We start from the raw sequence: 16,559 nt of genomic DNA, 5'->3' as shown, positions 1-16,559 counted from the left end.
TGCTCAAATGATATCTTTCAAGGGGTAACGTGACTGGTCAAGACTTGGTGGGGCAGCGCATCAAAACCGTCCGTCGGCAACGTGGTCTTTCCCAGGCGCAGCTCGCTCATCCCGAACTGTCGGACAGTTACGTCTCTCTCATCGAGAGTGGCAAGCGTACTCCGACACCCGCGGTGCTGGAGCTTCTCGCCGAAAAACTCGACTGCTCCTTGACCTATCTGATCAACGGCGTCACGGCCGAGCAGATGCAGGAGATCGAGCTCGCGCTGAACTACGCGAAGATGGCCCTGGACAACGGCGAGGTCGTCGAGGCCCGCACCCGCTACGCCGAGCTTCTCGCCGACAGCGGACTGGCGGGCCTGCCCCAGCTGCGGCAGGACGTCGAGTACGGCCTGGCCCTCGCGACCGAGGCCTGCGGCGATCTGGACCAGGCGATCGTCCTGCTCAACGGGCTCCGCGAGAACGACACGGCGACCACGAACCCCGAGCGTCACGTCGCGGTCGCCGTCGTGCTCTCGCGCTGCTACCGCGAGAAGGGAGACCTGGCCCGGGCGATGCAGGTCCCCGAGCAGATCCTCATCGGCGCGGTCCGTCCCGCCTGGACCGACGGCCTCATGAGGCTGGGCATCCAGCTCCTCGCCGCCTACATCGACCGCGGCGACCTGCTCAGGGCCCGCCAGTTCGCCGCCGAGCTGATCGCCGCCGCCGAGCTCCTGGCCAGCCCGCTGGCGCTCACCCTGGCACACTGGGAAGCCGCGATCGTCGCCATCGAGACCGGTCACGCCGACGAGGCGGTCACGCACGCCGAGCGCGCCCTGGCCATCCAGTCCGAGTACGGCGACCCGTGGCGGCTGGCCCGGCTGCGCAACGACTACGCCCAGGTCATGCTGATCGCCCGGCCCATGGAGGCCAAGACCTGGCGCGACGTGCTGCTGAAGGTGGAGAAGGAACTGGCGGAGAGTTCCGCCAGCTCGATCGACAAGATGCGCTGCGCGATGAACCTCGTCCGGGTGGATCTGCTGCTCGCCGAGCCCGAGCGGGCCGAGGAGCGCATGCGCTTCATCTGCGACCTGCTCGACGGCATGCCCAAGGCCCTGCAGGCGGAGGCCCGCCTGCTGCACGGCGAGACCCTCGCGGCGCTGGGCCTGCAGGCGGAGGCCTCGCGGGAGCTGTTCGCCGGGGCCGAATGCCTGGAGCAGGCGCCGGAGACCCACTTCACCGCCCAGGCCTGGCTCACCGCGGCCCGGGTCCTGGAGCGGATCGACAAGCCGGACCGGAGCGTCGACGCCTACAAGCGGGCGATGGCCTGCGTCGGGCTGTAGATCGGGGCGGCGAGGGCGACCCGCCCGAGGCCGTAGACCGGACAGGGGGGTCGAGACCGCGTGGTCGCGTCGGTAGCCTTGTGGTTGCCATGAAGACTTCCCCTGTCGCGGTCGCCCTCGCGCTTCTCGTCGCCCTCGTTCTCGGCACGGCTTTCGCCTCGCCCGCCCTCGCCCATGACCGGCTCAAGAGCAGCGACCCGGCCAAGGGCGCGAAGGTCGAGAACCTGGAGGAGGTGAAGCTGACGTTCAGCGCCACGGTGCGCTTCCCGAACGTCATCGTCCGCTCCGGGGACGAGAACCACCAGGACGGCAAGGCCGTCGCAGACGGCTCCGTGGTGACCCAGAAGGTCAAGGGAGATCTCCCTCCCGGCGAGTACGTCATCGCCTACCGCGTCACCTCCTCCGACGGTCATCCGATCGAGGGGGAGATCCCCTTCACCCTGCTCGGCTCCGCGGGCCCCTCCCCGTCGCCGTCCTCGCCGTCCTCGGAGACCCTGTCGTCCCCGGACCCCGCCGAGAGCACGGCCACCGGGGGCGGCCCCGCCGCGAGCACACCGGCCGCCACGCTCGGCCCGGCCGCGGCGGGAGAGTCCGAGGACGCCGGCTCCTCGGGGGGCGTGCCCGGCTGGATGTGGATCGTCGTCGGCGGCCTGACCGGCATCGGCATCGGCCTGTTCTTCAGCATGCGAGGCAGGAAGCAGCCATGAGCAAGACCGCGCGGGCCGCGCAGGCGGCACAGGTCGAGGCGCCGCGGAACGACCGGGTCGTGAGGCTCGCCCTGGTGGGCGCGGGGGCGGCCGTCGCCGCCCTGGTGATCGCCATGATCGCCGGAGGCGTCGCGAGCCCGCGCATCATTCCCGGCCTGCCCGACCAGGGCGCGTTCACCCGCTGGGGACTGCCGCTGGCGAAGCTGACGATGGACGCGGCGGGCGTGCTCACCGTCGGCGCGCTCCTGGCCGCCGCGATCCTGCTCCCCAACGACAAGGGCCTGCTGGGCAAATCCGCTCTCGGCTACGTCAAGGCCGCCTCCTGGATCGCCCTCGTCTGGGCCGGGGCCGCCGCCGCCACGATGGTGTTCAGCCTCTCGGAGGCGTTCGGGATGCCGGTGGCCGACGTGCTCGGCGGCGACGAGCTCACCAGCTTCGCCAGCCAGGTCTCCCAGGGCATCTCGCTGACCCTGGTCGTGCTGTTCTCGGTCGCGATCGCGCTCTTCGCCCGTGGGGCGATCACCGCCGGCACGGCCGGCGGCCTGCTGGTCCTCGCCCTGGCGACCATGCTCCCGCCCGCGCTGACCGGCCACTCCTCCTCCTCGCCCAACCACGACCTGGCGACCACCGGTGTCGCCGTCCACCTGGTCGTCCTCGCGCTCTGGGTGGGCGGCCTCGGCATGCTCTGCGCGCACGCGCTGCGCCGCCAGCCGCATCTGGAGATCGCCGTCGCCCGCTTCTCGGCCCTGGCGCTGTGGTGCTTCGTCGGGGTGGGGCTGTCCGGCCTCTTCAGCGTCCTGGCCAGGCTCAGCGCGGTCTCCGAGCTGTTCACCTCCGCCTACGGCCTGCTGCTGGTGGCCAAGACCGTCGCGTTCGCGCTGCTCGGCGCCGTCGGCTGGTGGCACCGCAGGCGGACCCTGCCGCTGCTCGCGGCGGGCGGATCCGGTACGTTCCTCCGCTTCGCCGCCGGCGAGATCGTCGTCATGTTCGCGGCCGTCGGGCTGGCCGTCGCGCTGTCCCGCACCGCGCCGCCCCCGGCGGTCCTGCCCGTCGACAGGGCCTTCGACGTGCTCGGCTACACCATGCCGCCGGAGATCTCGCTGGCCAACCTGGCCACGCTGTGGTGGTTCGACCTGTTCTCCGGCACGCTCGTCGCCCTGCTGGCCGGTCTCTACCTCGCCGGTGTCGTACGACTCGCCCGGCGCGGCGACTCCTGGTCCAAGGGCCGCACGGCCGCCTGGTTCACCGGCGTGCTGATCCTGCTGATCGCCACCCAGAGCGGTGTCGCCCGCTACGCCAAGGTGCTGTTCAGCGCGCACATGGCCGAGCACATGACGCTGTCGATGATGGTGCCGATCTTCCTCGTGCTCGGCGCGCCCGTCACCCTGGCGCTGCGCGCCCTGCGCCCCGCCGCCCGCAGGGGCGACCGGGGGCCCAGGGAGTGGCTGACGACGATCCTGCACAGCAGGTTCGTCCGCGTCATCGCCCATCCGGCGATCGCCACCGCGATCTTCATCGTCTCCACCTACGCGCTGTACTTCACGCCGCTGTTCGCCGCCGCGATGGAGGAGCACCTCGGCCACATCGTGATGACGGTGCACTTCCTGCTCAGCGGGTGCCTGTTCTTCTGGGTGATCATCGGGGTCGATCCCGCCCCATACCGGCTGCCGCACGTGGCCCGGCTCATCCTGCTGTTCGTGACCATGCCGTTCCACGCGTTCTTCGGCATCGCGCTGATGAGCATGACCACCGTGCTGGCCTCCGACTGGTACGACCAGCTCGGCCGCACCTGGGGCGCGTCCGCGATCGAGGACCAGCAGACCGGCGGCGCCATCGCCTGGGGGTTCGGTGAGATCCCGACCCTCATCGTGCTCCTCGCGCTGGCCTTCCAGTGGTGGCGCCACGACGACCGCGGGGCCCGCCGCGCCGACCGTCGCGCCGACGCCGCCGCGGCCCGCCATGGCGGCAGTGGTGATGCCCAGCTCGACGCCTACAATGATTACCTGGCCAAACTCAACAGGCGCGACGGCGCGGAGTAGCCGGACGGCTACGCCCTTCTATCTTCGAGCTCTCTCCTGGACACCTCCCGGTAGCCTGTATTCCAGGGGGCTCGTGCTCACCGCAGCGGGTGCAGCGCTTTTTTTCACCGCGCGCCACGCCCAGTCACACATCCGGTCGGGGGGCCGGTGGCTGCAATGTGCATCAGGAAGGTTGAGCTGTGTCCGAGGAAGTGCGCGTACGTGAGGGCCGCAGCCGGAGCCTGGCCCAGGCGCTCGAAGAGCATCTCACCGAATGGGCCGAGCGCACCGGGGTCGCCGTCGAGATCTGGGCACTGCCCGCCCAGGACGTTCCGCCCGGGGTCGCCAGAGCCGTGCTGGCCGCGCTCGGGGAGGCGTTGTCCAACGTCGAGCGGCACAGCGGTGCCCGTGTCGTCTCCGTCGCCGTCACCTTCGGGCGTGGCGGCCTGCGCATGACGGTGAGTGACAACGGCATCGGCTTCTTCGGGGAGGCGAAGGGCCGGGGTGTCGCCGCCATGCGCGCCCATTTCGAACAGCTCGGCGGTTCGTGCAGTGTCAACGGCGTTCCCGGCGAGGGAACCACCGTCACCTGCGTGGTGCCCTGCCAGGACTAGCCCGGATCGGGCGCCCACCTGCGGGAGGGGGCTCGCAAGGCTGGGAGATCTCGATGTTCTCCCAGTTCGGAGGTGTGTGGCCGCGGAGCGGACCGGCGGCTCAGGGGAGTGTCAGGATCTCGTGGCCGGTCTCGGTCACCAGGATGGTGTGCTCGAACTGGGCGGTCCGCATGCGGTCCTTGGTGACGGCGGTCCAGCCGTCGGGCCAGATGTCGTAGTCGATGGTGCCGAGCGTCAGCATGGGCTCGATCGTGAACGTCATGCCCGGCTCCAGCGTGACCGCCAGTGACGGGTCGTCGTAGTGGGGCACGATCAGGCCCGAGTGGAACGTGGTGCCGATGCCGTGGCCGGTGAAGTCGCGGACCACCCCGTAGCCGAACCGCTTGGCGTAGGCCTCGATCACGCGGCCGGCCACGTTGAGCTGGCGGCCGGGGGCGATGGCCTTGATGGCCCGGTTGGTGGCCTCGCGGGTGCGCTCGACCAGCAGGCGTGACTCCTCGTCCACGTCGCCGACCAGGAAGGTGGCGTCGGTGTCGCCGTGCACGCCGCCGATGAAGGCGGTGATGTCGATGTTGACGATGTCGCCGTCGCGCAGCACGGTGTCGTCCGGGATGCCGTGACAGATCACCTCGTTGATCGAGGTGCACAGCGACTTGGGATACCCGCGGTAGCCGAGCGTGCTGGGATACGCGCCGCGGTCGCAGAGGAACTCGTGGCCGATCCGGTCGAGCTCGTCGGTGGTGACGCCGGGTGCCACGTGCCTGCCGACCTCTTCGAGCGCCTGGGCCGCCAGCCTGCCCGCGACCCGCATCCGTTCGATGATCTCGGGGGTCTTGACGTCGGACTCCCCGGTCTTCGGGGATTTCTTCCCGACGTACTCCGGCCGCTGGATGTGAGAGGGCACCTTGCGGATGGGAGAGATCCGCCCGGGCTGGAGCAGTGTCGTCATGGTCCCCCAGTCTAGTTGTGCTTCCCACTGGGCAGTATTGCCGCATGAGTGATCAATGGTGGTTCTGCCTGACGCACATGGCCGTCGAGCCCGACGACGGGTGCCCGAACAAGGACCGGATGGGACCGTACCCGACCCGTGACGCGGCGGCCGCCGCGCTGAAGACCGCGGCCGACAGGAACGAGGAGTGGAAGAAGAACGACCGCGCCTGGGACGGGGACGACTGAGGTCGTCGGCCTGTCGTCGGCTGGTCGCCGGCCGGCCGCTAGCCGTCCACGACGGCGTACGCGCGGACGGGGAAGGTCCCCAGGCCGGCCAGCAGCGGTGGTGCGGCGTGGAGGCGGAACCCGCTACCGGGCAGCGCGGCCAGCCCCGTCATGTGCTCCACGATCGGGATGCCCGCTCCGAGCAGCAGCGTGTGCGCGGGACGTTCACCGCGGGGCGGGGTGTCGTCGATGTTGAGGCTGTCGATGCCGACGAGCGCGGGTCCCCGCTCCGCGAGCCAGCGGGCCGCCTCCGGTTCGAGGTAGGGGTGGCCGTGGAAGTACGTCTCGGTGCCGAAGTGCCGGTCCCAGCCGGTGTGCAGGAGTACGGCCCTGCCGCGCACGTCCAGCCCCGCGAACCGGTCGAGCCCCACGGAGGGCGCCCCCTCGGCCCGTACGACCAGGCCGGGCAGGTCGGCGAGCGACTCCAGCGGCATCCCCGACAGGTCGGGCCCCTGCGGGTAGCGGTGGTAGGGGGTGTCGAGGTAGGTGCCGGTGTTGGCGACCAGCTCGACGCTGCCGATGTGGAACTCCGTGCCCGGGGCGTAGACCTCCCGCGAGGCCTCCCGGCTCAGGTGCACGCCCAGGCGGGGGCCGGGGACGCCGGGGTAGGTGATCATCCCCTCGGTGATGCGGTGGCTCAGCTCGACCAGCCGGGTCACGGGGTGCTCACCTTCTTCCGTGAGAAGCTCATGACCCCATGATTTCCACCCCGCTCGTTAAAGGGCAAATAAAGTTTTCTTAATATCCACGTAAGCTGAGCTGCATGGATATCGACCCCCGGAGGCTGCGGGTGCTCCACGAGGTCGCCCGTCGTGGCGGCGTCATGCGCGCGGCGGAGGCGCTCCACCTGACGGCCTCGGCGGTCTCGCAGCAGCTCGCGCTCCTGGAGCGGGAGGTCGGGCTCTCCCTCATCGACAGGTCGCAGCGCCGGGTCGCCCTCACTCCCGCGGGCAGGGTCCTCGCCGGATACGCCGAGCGCGTCGAGGAGGAGCTGGGCGAGGCCAGGCGGGAGCTGATCCGCTTCACCGAGCGGCTGGCCGGGCCGGTGGCGATCGCCGCGTTCCCCACGGTCATCCGGCACCTGCTGGTGCCCGCGCTGGGCAGGCTGGCCGAGCGCCACCCCCGGATCACGCCGCACATCCGGGAACTGTACGGGCCGCCCGCGCTGCAGGAGCTCCGCCTCGGCGGGGTCGACCTCGCCCTCACCGAGGAGGACGCCGACAAGGCCGGCGAGACCGTCGCGGCGCGGCAGTCCATCGTCTCCCACCCCCTCTACGTGGACGAGTACCGGATCGTGGCCCCGCCGGGCTGGGCGGAGGTCCCGCGCCAGGTCGCGGACCTGGCGGGGGTGCCGTGGATCGCCGGGCCGCCCGACCAGGCCTGCGGCCACGCCCTGGAGCGGCTCGCCGCCCTGCACGGATTCACCCCGCGCCGGGTGCACATGATCCAGGAGTTCCCGCCCACGCTCGCCCTGGTCGCGGCGGGGCACGGGGTGGCGATCGTGCCGTCGCTGGCCCTGCTCGACGTCCCGGACGGCGAGGTCGTCGTCACGGGCATCCCCAACGTGGGCGCCAGGAAGCTGGACGCGGTGACCCGCCTCGGCCGTACCCGCTCGGGTGAGCCCGACCCGGTGCAGGCCGTGGTCATCGCGGCGCTCAGGGACGCGGCAGAGGAGCTGTCGGGACGGCTCGGAGCGCGCTGGAACGCCTCCTAGCCGTGTCTCGGCCGGCGAGGGCCGGTCGGCGAGGGCCGGCCGGCGCTCCGAGGGCCTAGTCGGTGACCCGCGGGCCGCTGATCCGCTCCAGCAGCCTGGCCAGGCGGTCGCGCGGGCCGGGACGACGGGCGACCTCGCCCGCGGCCATGCTCACCAGGTGCTGGGCTCCGTCGAAGGAGAACGGCGCCCGCTCGGGGACCGTCAGCGCGTCGTGGGCCAGACCCGTCAGATCCGGGTCGCCGCCGTCCAGGGCCAGGATCGTCGTACCGGTCCTGCGGGCGTCGCTCACCCGTTCCAGCAGGGCCTCGGGGGCGCGTTCCTCGGCCACCACGAACAGCGTCTCGCCCCGCCCGGCCCGCTCGATCCGCTCCAGCCCGACCCGCAGGTGCTCGGGCGCTCCCGGGGCGGGCGCCCAGCGGACCAGCGTCGGGGTGAGCTGGGGCATCCCGGAGAACCTGGCCTCGTCGCTCAGGTGCGCGGTCAGGTGCCAGGGTTCCTCCTGAGGCGTACCGACCACCAGCAGCCCGCCGGGGGAGCGCGTCGCGCGGAGGGCGAGGCCCAGCTCGCGGGTCCGCTCGACCCAGCCGGTCGAGGCCAGGATTTCACGCAGCAGCGTCACCGACCCAGCGTCCATCGCACCATCGTGCCCCAGACACCCCGCGCCGATCCCGGAAACGCGACCCTGAGATGATCTGGACAGGCGATATGGTCGATGGAGTCCGGCCCTGAGCGACCGGGGACGATGAGGAGCGGCGAGTGAGCAGTGACATTCCGGACGTGAGCAAGATCTCGATCGGGATCCTGGGCGGGACCGGCGACCAGGGCAAGGGCCTGGCCCGGCGGTTCGCCCTCGCCGGGCACACCGTGCTGATCGGCTCGCGGAGCGCGGAACGGGCTCAGGCGGCGGCGGAGAGCATCGGCGGATCGGTGCGCGGCGCGGACAACCCGGCCGTGGCGGCCGAGGCCGACGTGGTGATCGTGGCCATTCCCTGGGACGGGCACCGCTCAACGCTGGAGTCCCTCCGCTCCGAGCTGGCAGGGAAGATCGTCGTCGACTGCGTCAACCCGCTCGGGTTCGACAAGCAGGGCGCCTACGCGCTCGCGGTCGAGGAGGGCAGCGCCGCCCAGCAGGCGGCCGCCGTCCTGCCCGACAGCCGCGTGGTCGCCGCCTTCCACCACGTCTCGGCCGTCCTGCTGCTGGATCCCGAGGTCGAGGAGATCGCCCTGGACGTGCTCGTGGCGGGTGACGACCGCGAGGCCACCGACACCGTCCAGGCGCTGGCGGGCCGGATTCCCGGCGCGCGCGGCGTGTACGCCGGCCGCCTGCGCAACGCCCACCAGATCGAGGCGCTGACCGCCAACCTCATCTCGATCAACCGCCGCTACAAGGCCCACGCGGGCCTGCGCGTCACCGACGTCTAGCGGGGCGGCGTTCCGGCCCGCGACGAGCGGGCCTCCGTCCGTGGTCGTCGCCTCACCGGCCGGCCGCGCGGTTCGGTGCCCCGTGGAGTGGCCCCGGGAACGCTTTGGTGGCCGGTCGCGTGGGTGCGGGGGCGGTGAGGGATTCAGGCTCGGCCGGTGACCGATCGGCCGGATCCGATCCCCGAGGCGGGCCAATCTTGCCTGATTGGATCTGACAAATAGCTAGTTAACCGGACATTCTTGACGCATGACTGATTTTCGTCCGGAGACCCGCACCGTCCACCTGCCCCAGCCGCCCCTGAACGGCAGCCGTCCCATCACGGTGCCGCTCTACCAGACCTCCGGGTTCGTCTTCGACGACCCGGCCGTTTTCGCCGACGGGATGGGCCGTCCGGACGGAGCCTTCGTCTACGGGCGGCTGTCGAACCCGACGGTCCGCTCCCTGGAGGAGGCCGTCGCCGGGCTGGAGGGCGGCGTCGGCGCCGTGGCCACCGGCTCCGGGATGGGAGCCGTCAACTCCGTACTGCTCGGGCTGCTCGAGCCCGGCGACCACCTGATCGCGCAGAAGCCGCTCTACGGCGGCACCGCCGCGATGATCAACGACCTGGTGGCGCGGTTCCGGATCTCGGTCTCCTACGTCCCCGAGGACGACCCGGCGGCGCTGCGCGAGGCCGTGCGGCCGGAGACCAGGCTGGTCTACCTGGAGACCATCGCCAACCCGGTGACCCAGGTCGCCGACCTGCCGGGCATGTGCGCCGCGGCCCGTGAGGCCGGACTGGTCTCGGTTGTCGACAACACCTTCGCCTCCCCGATCCTGTGCAGGCCGATCGAGCACGGCGCCGACATCGTGGTGCACTCCACGACCAAATACCTGAGCGGGCACACCGACGTGCTCGGCGGAATCGCCGTCTTCGCCTCCGACGAGCTGTACCGCAAGGTGTGGTCCTTCTCCACCAAGCTGGGCGCCACCGCGGACCCGTTCGCCGCCTGGCTCACCCTGCGCGGCATCCAGACGCTGCCGCTGCGGATGGAGCGCCACTGCTCCAACACCCGCGAGCTGGCCACCCGCCTGAACGCCCACCCCGCCGTCTCCGTCGTGCACTGGCCGGGACTGCCCTCGCACCCCTCGTACGAGCTGGCGGCCAAGCTCCTGCCCGACTTCGGGGGGGTCTTCTCCTTCGACCTGGCGGGCGGGCGGGAGGCGGGGGAGCGGTTCATGAGCTCGGTGAAGCTGGCCCTGCTGGCCCCGTCCCTCGGCGGCGTCGAGACCCTCATCCTGCACCCCGCGACCACCTCCCACCGCTCCCTGACGGCCGAGGAGCTCGCCCGGCACGGGATCGGCGAGGGCACCGTGCGGGTGGCGGTCGGCATCGAGCACGTCGAGGACCTGTGGGCCGACTTCGAGCAGGCGCTCTCCTGACGCCTCCTGACGCCTCCTGAGGCCGCCGGGAGCACGGCCCGCGCCGTCTCCTACACTGCGGCGCGGGGCCGCCCGCAGGACCGGGCGGCCGCCTCCGGATCGCTTTGCAGGGAGGGAGCGCGCGTGAGCGTGTCGATCGAGGACGTGGAGCGGGCCGCCGGGCGCATCGCCGGGCATGTCCTGCGTACACCGGTGGTCGAGGTGTCGCCGGGGTTGTTCCTGAAGCTGGAGGGACTGCAGCACTCGGGGTCGTTCAAGGCGCGCGGAGGCTTCAACCGCGCCCTGGCCTCGGAGAGGATCCCCGAGGCCGGGCTGATCGCGGCGAGCGGGGGCAACCACGGCCTGGCGGTGGCGTACGTGGCGCGCAGCCTCGGCGTCCAGGCGGAGATCTTCGTACCGACGGTGTCCAGCCCGGTGAAGGTCGCCGGGCTGCGCGCGCTGGGCGCGCGGGTGACCCAGATCGGCGCCGTCTACGCCGACGCGTACGAGGCCTCGGTCAAGCGCGCGTCCGAGACCGGAGCCCTGGACATCCACGCCTACGACCAGGCGGAGGTGGTCGCGGGGCAGGGCACGGTCGGCCTGGAGATCCTGGAACAGACCGGGGGTGTCGACACGGTCGTCGTCGCGGTCGGCGGCGGCGGGCTCGTCGCCGGGATCACCGTCGCCCTCGGCGGCCGGGCCCGCGTGGTCGCCGTCGAGCCCGAGCTCATCCCGACCCTGCACCGGGCCCTGGAGGCCGGCGGGCCGGTCGGCGTCGAGGTCTCGGGGGTGGGGGCCGACGCCCTGGGCGCCAGCCGGGCGGGCGAGATCGCCTGCGAGATCACGAGCGCGGCGGGGGTGCGAAGCCTCCTGGTCTCCGACGAGGCCATCGTCGAGGCGCGGCGCGAGCTGTGGCGGGGACACAGGATCGCCGCCGAGCACGCGGGCGCCGCGGCGTACGCGGCCCTGCTGTCCGGCGCCTACACCCCGGCCCCCGGCGAGCGGGTGGCCGTCGTCGTGTGCGGCGCCAACACCGACCCCGCCACGCTCGTCTGACCTCTCGTACGTTCCGTACGAGAGGGACGCCCCGGTGCCGCCAGGTTCTCCTGGGGCGCCGGGGCGGCTCAGCGGTGGTCACCGGTTCCGCGGCGCCCGGGGGCGGCGCGGTCCCGGCCGGTCAGCGGTAGCTGTGCTCGGCGGCGGGGAAGGCGCCGGTCGACACCTCGTCGGCGAAGCTGCGCACGGCCCTGTCCATCTCGTGGGCCAGGTCGAAGTACTTCTTGACGAACTTGGCGGGGCTTGCGGTCAGGCCCATCAGGTCCTGCCAGACGAGGACCTGCGCGTCGGTGCCGGGCCCGGCACCGATGCCGATCGTGGGGATCGACAGGGACGCGGTGACCCGCTCGGCCAGATCGGTGGGAACGCACTCCAGGACCACCGAGAACGCCCCGGCGTACTCCAGGTCCTTGGCGTCGGCCATCAGCTCGTCGCCCGACTGGCCGCGGCCCTGCACGCGGTAGCCGCCGAGCGCGTTGACCGACTGGGGGGTCAGGCCCAGGTGGGCCATCACCGGGATGCCTGCCGAGACCAGGGCCTCGACCTGGGGAAGCACCCGCCGCCCGCCCTCGAGCTTGACCGCGTGGGCCCCGGCCTCCTTCATGAATCGGGCGGCCGTCTCCAGGGCCTGCTGGGGAGATGACTGGTAGGAACCGAACGGCAGGTCGGCCACGACCATCGCGCGGGAGGAACCGCGGACCACGGCCGCCGTCAGGGGCATGAGATCGTCCACCGACACGGGCAGTGTCGAGTCGTACCCGTACACGACCATGGCGGCCGAATCGCCGACGAGCAGCACGGGGATGCCGGCCTCGTCGAAGACCCTGGCGGTCATCGCGTCGTACGCGGTGACCATCGGCCACCGCTCGCCGCGCTCCTTGGCGGCGGCGACGTCGCGTACGGTGATCCTTCGTCCAGCCTGGCCGCCGTACAGAGAGGTCGGCCGGTTGGTGACGGAAGAGGACATGGGACCTCCAGTGAAGTCTCGAGGCGCCCCTGTGGCGTCCCCGGACGTTTTCGATGATTGCACGCGTACGACAGGTTCAACAGACCCGATCGACGTGGTAATCCAATGGGCAGGTGTGGGTGGTATGTGACACGTTCATCCTTTTGGTGCCGTAACGGAGGGTGAGGACGCGCGCGTCCGGACGATACTCCGTGGCGAACACGCCGGTGCCGCGCGGGCGGGCGCGGCGGGCGCGCGTTCAGGGCGGTGGCGGGCGGTGCGCGGTGCGTCGGGGGTGTCCGGCGGGCGGTGCGCGGCGCCTCGGCGCGGTAATCCAGTGGCGGAAGTGTCAGGGGCGTACGGCACAATGCTCGCGGAGGTAAGTAATCACAATGGCTTTCGAACCTTACCGCCGCCTGCTGGCGATCCCGGGCGTGCGGTCGTTGCTGCTGGTGGGACTGGTCGCCCGCATCCCCTCGACCGCGGTCGCCATCACGCTGACGATGCACGTCGTCGACTCCAGCGGGCTCGGGCTCGGCTTCGCCGCGGCCGGTCTGGTGACCATGGCGAGCACGGTGGGGATGGCGGTCGGCTCGCCGCTGGCCGGAAGGTTCGTCGACAGCCACGGCCTGCGTCCGGTGCTGGTGGTGACCACGCTCGCCCAGCTCGCCTTCTGGTCCACCGCGTGGGCGATGCCGTTCCCCCTGCTGCTCGCGGCCTCGGTGCCCGCGGGCCTGCTCAGCCTTCCGGTGTTCAGCGTGATCAGGCAGTGCCTCACGGCGCTGGTCCCGGTCGACCGGCGCAGGATGGGCTTCTCCCTCGACTCCATGATCGTGGAACTCTCCTACATGGCCGGTCCCGCCCTGGCGGTCGCGGGGGTGACCATCCTCGGCAGCGTGCCCACCATGGGCCTCGTCGCGGCCGGTCTGGTCGCCTCGGGGGTGGCGCTGATCGCGCTGAACCCGCCCGTCCGCTCGGAGGAGGAACTCCAGGAGGTGGCGGGGAAGGTCTCGCGGCGCCAGTGGCTCACCCCGGGCATGCTCGGGCTCCTCGGTACGGTCGTCGCGGCGACCTTCGTGCTGGCCGCCACCGAGCTGTCCCTGGTGGCGACGATGAAGCAGGGCGGCGACACCGCCTGGATCGGGCTGGCGATCGGCCTGTGGTGCGCCTACTCGCTGATGGGCGGCTTCGTGTACGGCATGCTGCCCCGAGGGGTGTCGCCGCTGATCCTGATCGGCGCCATGGGTGTGCTCACCATCCCGGTCGGGCTGGTCGGCGGTGACTGGCACTGGCTGGTCCTGGCCCTGCTGCCGGCCGGGGTGCTGTGCGCCCCCGCGCTGTCCTCCACGATCGAGACCGTGACCCGCTGGGTGCCCGCCGGGGCCCGTGGCGAGGCGATGGGCCTGCACGGCACGGCGTTGCTGATCGGCGCCGGCTCCGCGGCGCCCATCGCGGGCGTGATCATCGACGGTCCCGGTCCCGGCTGGGCCTTCGCCGCCGCCGGGCTGGTCGGTGTGCTGATGGTGCTGGTCGCCCTGCCGTTCTGGCGGCGCACCGCGGCCGTGGCCGACGAACCTGTCCCGGTGGCCGCCTGACCTCGGCCGTACCCGATTCCGGGCTGTCGCCGGCGCGGGGGCGGCACCGCTCCAGCCGTACCCGGTCGGGGCTGTCGCCGATCCCGGCCGCCGCCCGTCCCGGTGCGTCACCTCGGGGGGCGCACCCTGAGATCGGGATATTTCACGACAAATATGAAACGATACGGTTGCGTATCGTAATGATCAACGCTACGGTGGTGTTTCGAAACTTAAGCGTATCGAATACGGGGCCTTCGTGGAACAACAGCTCGGTCACCCGCGGCGGTGGCAGATCCTGGGAGTGCTGGTCTTCAGCCTCCTGGCGGTCGTGCTCGACAACACCATCCTCAACGTCGCACTCAAGACGATCGCCGACCCCGTGGAGGGCCTGGGTGCCACCCAGAGCCAGCTGGAATGGGCGATCAACTCCTACACGCTCGTGTTCGCGGGCCTGCTGTTCACCTTCGGGGTGATCGGCGATCGCACCGGGCGCAAGCGCATGCTCATGGTCGGCATGGTGCTCTTCGGCCTGGCCTCGCTGGCCAGCGCCTACGCCCAGGACCCCATGCAGCTGATCGTCGCCCGCGCGTTCATGGGCATCGGCGGTGCCGCGATCATGCCGGCCACGCTGGCGATCATCTCCAACGTCTTTCCCCCGCAGGAGCGCGGCAAGGCGATCGGCGTCTGGGCCGGCGGGGTGGGCCTGGCCGTGGCGATCGGCCCGATCACCGGCGGCCTGCTCATCGAGCACTTCTGGTGGGGCTCGGTCTTCCTGGTCAACCTGCCGATCGTGCTGGTCAGCATGGTGCTCATCAGCCTGGTCGTGCCCGAGTCGCGTGATCCCAAGCCCTCCAGGCTCGACCCGGTCGGCGTGGTCCTCTCCATCATCGGCCTCGTCGCCGTCACCTACGGCATCATCCGGGGCGGGGAACTGGCCACGATCGCCAGCGCCGAGGTGCTCGTACCGACCATCCTCGGCATCGTCGTGCTCGCCGCCTTCGTCTGGTACGAGCGCCGTATCGACCACCCGGCCTTCGACGTCAGCTACTTCCGCGACCCGCGCTTCGCCACCGCGGTCGGCATGATCGGCATCGTGTTCTTCGCGATGATGGGCGCGATGTTCTTCCTGGTCTTCTACCTGCAGATCGTGCTGGGATTCAGCGCGCTGCAGGCCGGCGCCCTGATGATCCCCTTCGCCGCCGCACAGCTGATCTTCGCGCCGCTGAGCCAGCAGATGGCCGTGCGCTTCGGGGGCAAGCTGAGCGCCACCGTCAGCATGGTCGTCGTGGCCGCCGCGCTGGCCTCCTACGCGCTGATGGACCAGCACACCCCGGTCGTCCTGCTGGAGATCGTGTTCTTCGTCCAGGGCGCGGCGATGGCCAACATCATGCCCCCGGCGACCACCGCGATCATGGAGGCGCTTCCCAGGGAGAAGGCCGGCGTCGGCTCGGCCATGAGCAACACGGTCCGCCAGGTGGCCGGAGCGCTCGGCGTCGCGCTTCTCGGCTCGCTGCTCTCGGCCACCTACCGCGACCAGATCGCCCCGGCCTTGACGGGCCTGCCCGACCAGCTCAGGCACCTGGCGGGCGAGTCGCTGACCGGCACGCTGGGCGTGGCCCAGGGCCTCGGCGCCCGGGGCGCGGCGCTGATCGAACCGGCCAAGCTCGCCTTCGTCGAGGGCATGCACATCACCGCCCTCGTCTCCGCGGTCATCGCGCTGCTCGGAGCCCTGGTGGTGTTCAGGTGGCTGCCCGGCAAGTCCTCCGGGGCCGCTGCCGTCCCCGAGGAGATCAGCCCAGGTAAGGAACCGGCGGTAGTGTAGGAGCGCTATGACGACCACCGACGAGATTCAGGCGGCAGGGGCCCAGATGCCCCGTCCCGCGGGCCGTCCCCGCAGTGCCAGGGCGGAGAAGGCCATCATCGACGCGACCCTCGACCTGGTCGCGGAGAGCGTGGGTCTCTCCGAGCTGTCGATCGAGGCGATCGCGGCTCGCGCGGGGGTCGGCAAGACCACGATCTACCGGCGCTGGTCGAACAAGGAGGATCTGCTCGTCGACGCGCTGTCCACGCTCAAGACGCCGCTGCCCCCGGTCGCGGGCGTCTCGGTCCGCGAGGATCTCGTCGTCTACGCGCGGGTGTTCCTGCGCGACGCGTGCGACGCGCGCAACCGCTGCGTGATGAACATCGCGATGAACGAGGCCGAGCGGCACCCCCGTCTGGTGGAGCGCATCCGCCAGGCGACCATCGAGCCGCGCAGGGCGGCGATCACCGCCCTGCTGCGGCGCGGCGTCGCCACCGGCGAACTGCGGGCCGGCCTCGACGTCCCCCTCGCGATGGCGAACCTGGTCGGCACCGTCGTGTGGTACATCCGCACCGAGGGCGTCGACGACTACGCCGCGTCCTCCGACCTGGCCGAACGGATCGTCGACCACCTCCTGGCGGGCCTCGGCCCCTGAGGCTTCCCCGTACGGCTGTCCGGGGGACCTCTCGTACGGGTGGCGTCGTGGATGTCGTGACGAAAAACCCCGGCGGTTAACCGCCGGGGTTTCGGTGTCTTGAGCGCTTCGCGACC

The 16,559-nt window shown here is 71.3% G+C and carries 16 protein-coding genes; 12 read left to right on the top strand and 4 right to left on the bottom strand.

Going from position 1 to position 16,559, the window contains the following annotated elements; all coding sequences use genetic code 11:
* Window positions 1-29 precede the first annotated feature (29 nt).
* The 4 genes from ACVCAG_RS18000 to ACVCAG_RS17985 all read left to right on the top strand — a co-directional run bounded on the left by ACVCAG_RS18000 (window position 30) and on the right by ACVCAG_RS17985 (window position 4,661).
* Complete coding sequence (locus ACVCAG_RS18000; protein ID WP_447190049.1) at window positions 30-1,322, top strand: helix-turn-helix domain-containing protein; 1,293 nt, start codon at window positions 30-32, stop codon at window positions 1,320-1,322.
* A gap of 89 nt (window positions 1,323-1,411) precedes the next feature.
* Window positions 1,412-2,029 (top strand): copper resistance protein CopC, encoded by a 618-nt coding sequence (locus ACVCAG_RS17995; RefSeq protein WP_440084407.1) that lies wholly within the window; start codon window positions 1,412-1,414, stop codon window positions 2,027-2,029.
* Window positions 2,026-4,068 carry a cytochrome c oxidase assembly protein gene (locus ACVCAG_RS17990; protein ID WP_440084408.1) on the top strand — a complete coding sequence of 681 codons (2,043 nt, stop codon included), beginning with the start codon at window positions 2,026-2,028 and terminating at the stop codon, window positions 4,066-4,068. The genes ACVCAG_RS17995 and ACVCAG_RS17990 overlap by 4 nt, the downstream gene beginning before the upstream one ends.
* Window positions 4,069-4,247: 179 nt before the next feature.
* A complete protein-coding gene (locus ACVCAG_RS17985) occupies window positions 4,248-4,661 on the top strand; it encodes an ATP-binding protein (RefSeq protein WP_440084409.1) in 414 nt (137 codons plus the stop codon).
* Window positions 4,662-4,761: 100 nt separating this feature from the next.
* Here the strand turns inward: ACVCAG_RS17985 and map are convergent, their stop codons facing one another.
* Complete coding sequence (gene map / locus ACVCAG_RS17980) at window positions 4,762-5,610, bottom strand: type I methionyl aminopeptidase (RefSeq protein WP_440084410.1); 849 nt, start codon at window positions 5,608-5,610, stop codon at window positions 4,762-4,764.
* Between the two features lie 44 nt (window positions 5,611-5,654).
* On the opposite strand from map, the gene ACVCAG_RS17975 reads away from it, so the two are divergent.
* Complete coding sequence (locus tag ACVCAG_RS17975; RefSeq protein ID WP_440065341.1) at window positions 5,655-5,837, top strand: hypothetical protein; 183 nt, start codon at window positions 5,655-5,657, stop codon at window positions 5,835-5,837.
* A gap of 38 nt (window positions 5,838-5,875) precedes the next feature.
* On the opposite strand, the gene ACVCAG_RS17970 is transcribed toward ACVCAG_RS17975, so the two are convergent.
* Window positions 5,876-6,535 carry a cyclase family protein gene (locus ACVCAG_RS17970; RefSeq protein ID WP_440084411.1) on the bottom strand — a complete coding sequence of 220 codons (660 nt, stop codon included), beginning with the start codon at window positions 6,533-6,535 and terminating at the stop codon, window positions 5,876-5,878.
* Between the two features lie 104 nt (window positions 6,536-6,639).
* Between ACVCAG_RS17970 and ACVCAG_RS17965 the strand changes: the two genes are divergently transcribed.
* Window positions 6,640-7,590, top strand: coding sequence for a LysR substrate-binding domain-containing protein (locus ACVCAG_RS17965; RefSeq protein ID WP_440084412.1), 951 nt, complete (start codon window positions 6,640-6,642; stop codon window positions 7,588-7,590).
* A gap of 55 nt (window positions 7,591-7,645) precedes the next feature.
* Here ACVCAG_RS17965 and ACVCAG_RS17960 read toward each other — a convergent pair whose 3' ends face one another.
* Complete coding sequence (locus ACVCAG_RS17960) at window positions 7,646-8,224, bottom strand: hypothetical protein (protein ID WP_440084413.1); 579 nt, start codon at window positions 8,222-8,224, stop codon at window positions 7,646-7,648.
* A gap of 122 nt (window positions 8,225-8,346) precedes the next feature.
* On the opposite strand from ACVCAG_RS17960, the gene npdG reads away from it, so the two are divergent.
* From npdG to ACVCAG_RS17945, 3 genes are all read left to right on the top strand, one after another.
* Complete coding sequence (gene npdG, locus ACVCAG_RS17955; protein ID WP_440084414.1) at window positions 8,347-9,012, top strand: NADPH-dependent F420 reductase; 666 nt, start codon at window positions 8,347-8,349, stop codon at window positions 9,010-9,012.
* A 247-nt stretch (window positions 9,013-9,259) separates the two neighbouring features.
* Window positions 9,260-10,432, top strand: a complete 1,173-nt coding sequence (locus tag ACVCAG_RS17950) for a PLP-dependent transferase (RefSeq protein ID WP_440084415.1) — start codon at window positions 9,260-9,262, stop codon at window positions 10,430-10,432.
* A gap of 123 nt (window positions 10,433-10,555) precedes the next feature.
* The gene (locus ACVCAG_RS17945) at window positions 10,556-11,467 is read left to right on the top strand and encodes a threonine/serine dehydratase (RefSeq protein ID WP_440084416.1); all 912 of its coding nucleotides are present in this window, start codon (window positions 10,556-10,558) and stop codon (window positions 11,465-11,467) included.
* A gap of 121 nt (window positions 11,468-11,588) precedes the next feature.
* Here the strand turns inward: ACVCAG_RS17945 and panB are convergent, their stop codons facing one another.
* Window positions 11,589-12,434, bottom strand: a complete 846-nt coding sequence (gene panB / locus ACVCAG_RS17940; protein ID WP_440084417.1) for a 3-methyl-2-oxobutanoate hydroxymethyltransferase — start codon at window positions 12,432-12,434, stop codon at window positions 11,589-11,591.
* A 371-nt stretch (window positions 12,435-12,805) separates the two neighbouring features.
* On the opposite strand from panB, the gene ACVCAG_RS17935 reads away from it, so the two are divergent.
* The 3 genes from ACVCAG_RS17935 to ACVCAG_RS17925 all read left to right on the top strand — a co-directional run bounded on the left by ACVCAG_RS17935 (window position 12,806) and on the right by ACVCAG_RS17925 (window position 16,443).
* Entirely contained in the window at window positions 12,806-14,008 is a 1,203-nt protein-coding gene (locus tag ACVCAG_RS17935; RefSeq protein WP_440084418.1) for an MFS transporter, read from the top strand.
* A 235-nt stretch (window positions 14,009-14,243) separates the two neighbouring features.
* A complete protein-coding gene (locus tag ACVCAG_RS17930; protein ID WP_440084419.1) occupies window positions 14,244-15,809 on the top strand; it encodes a DHA2 family efflux MFS transporter permease subunit in 1,566 nt (521 codons plus the stop codon).
* Window positions 15,810-15,816: 7 nt separating this feature from the next.
* Entirely contained in the window at window positions 15,817-16,443 is a 627-nt protein-coding gene (locus tag ACVCAG_RS17925; protein ID WP_440084420.1) for a TetR/AcrR family transcriptional regulator C-terminal ligand-binding domain-containing protein, read from the top strand.
* Window positions 16,444-16,559 lie beyond the last annotated feature (116 nt).

The organism is Streptosporangium sp. G12 (assembly GCF_052983175.1).
This window is presented reverse-complemented; position numbering and strand designations above follow the sequence as displayed.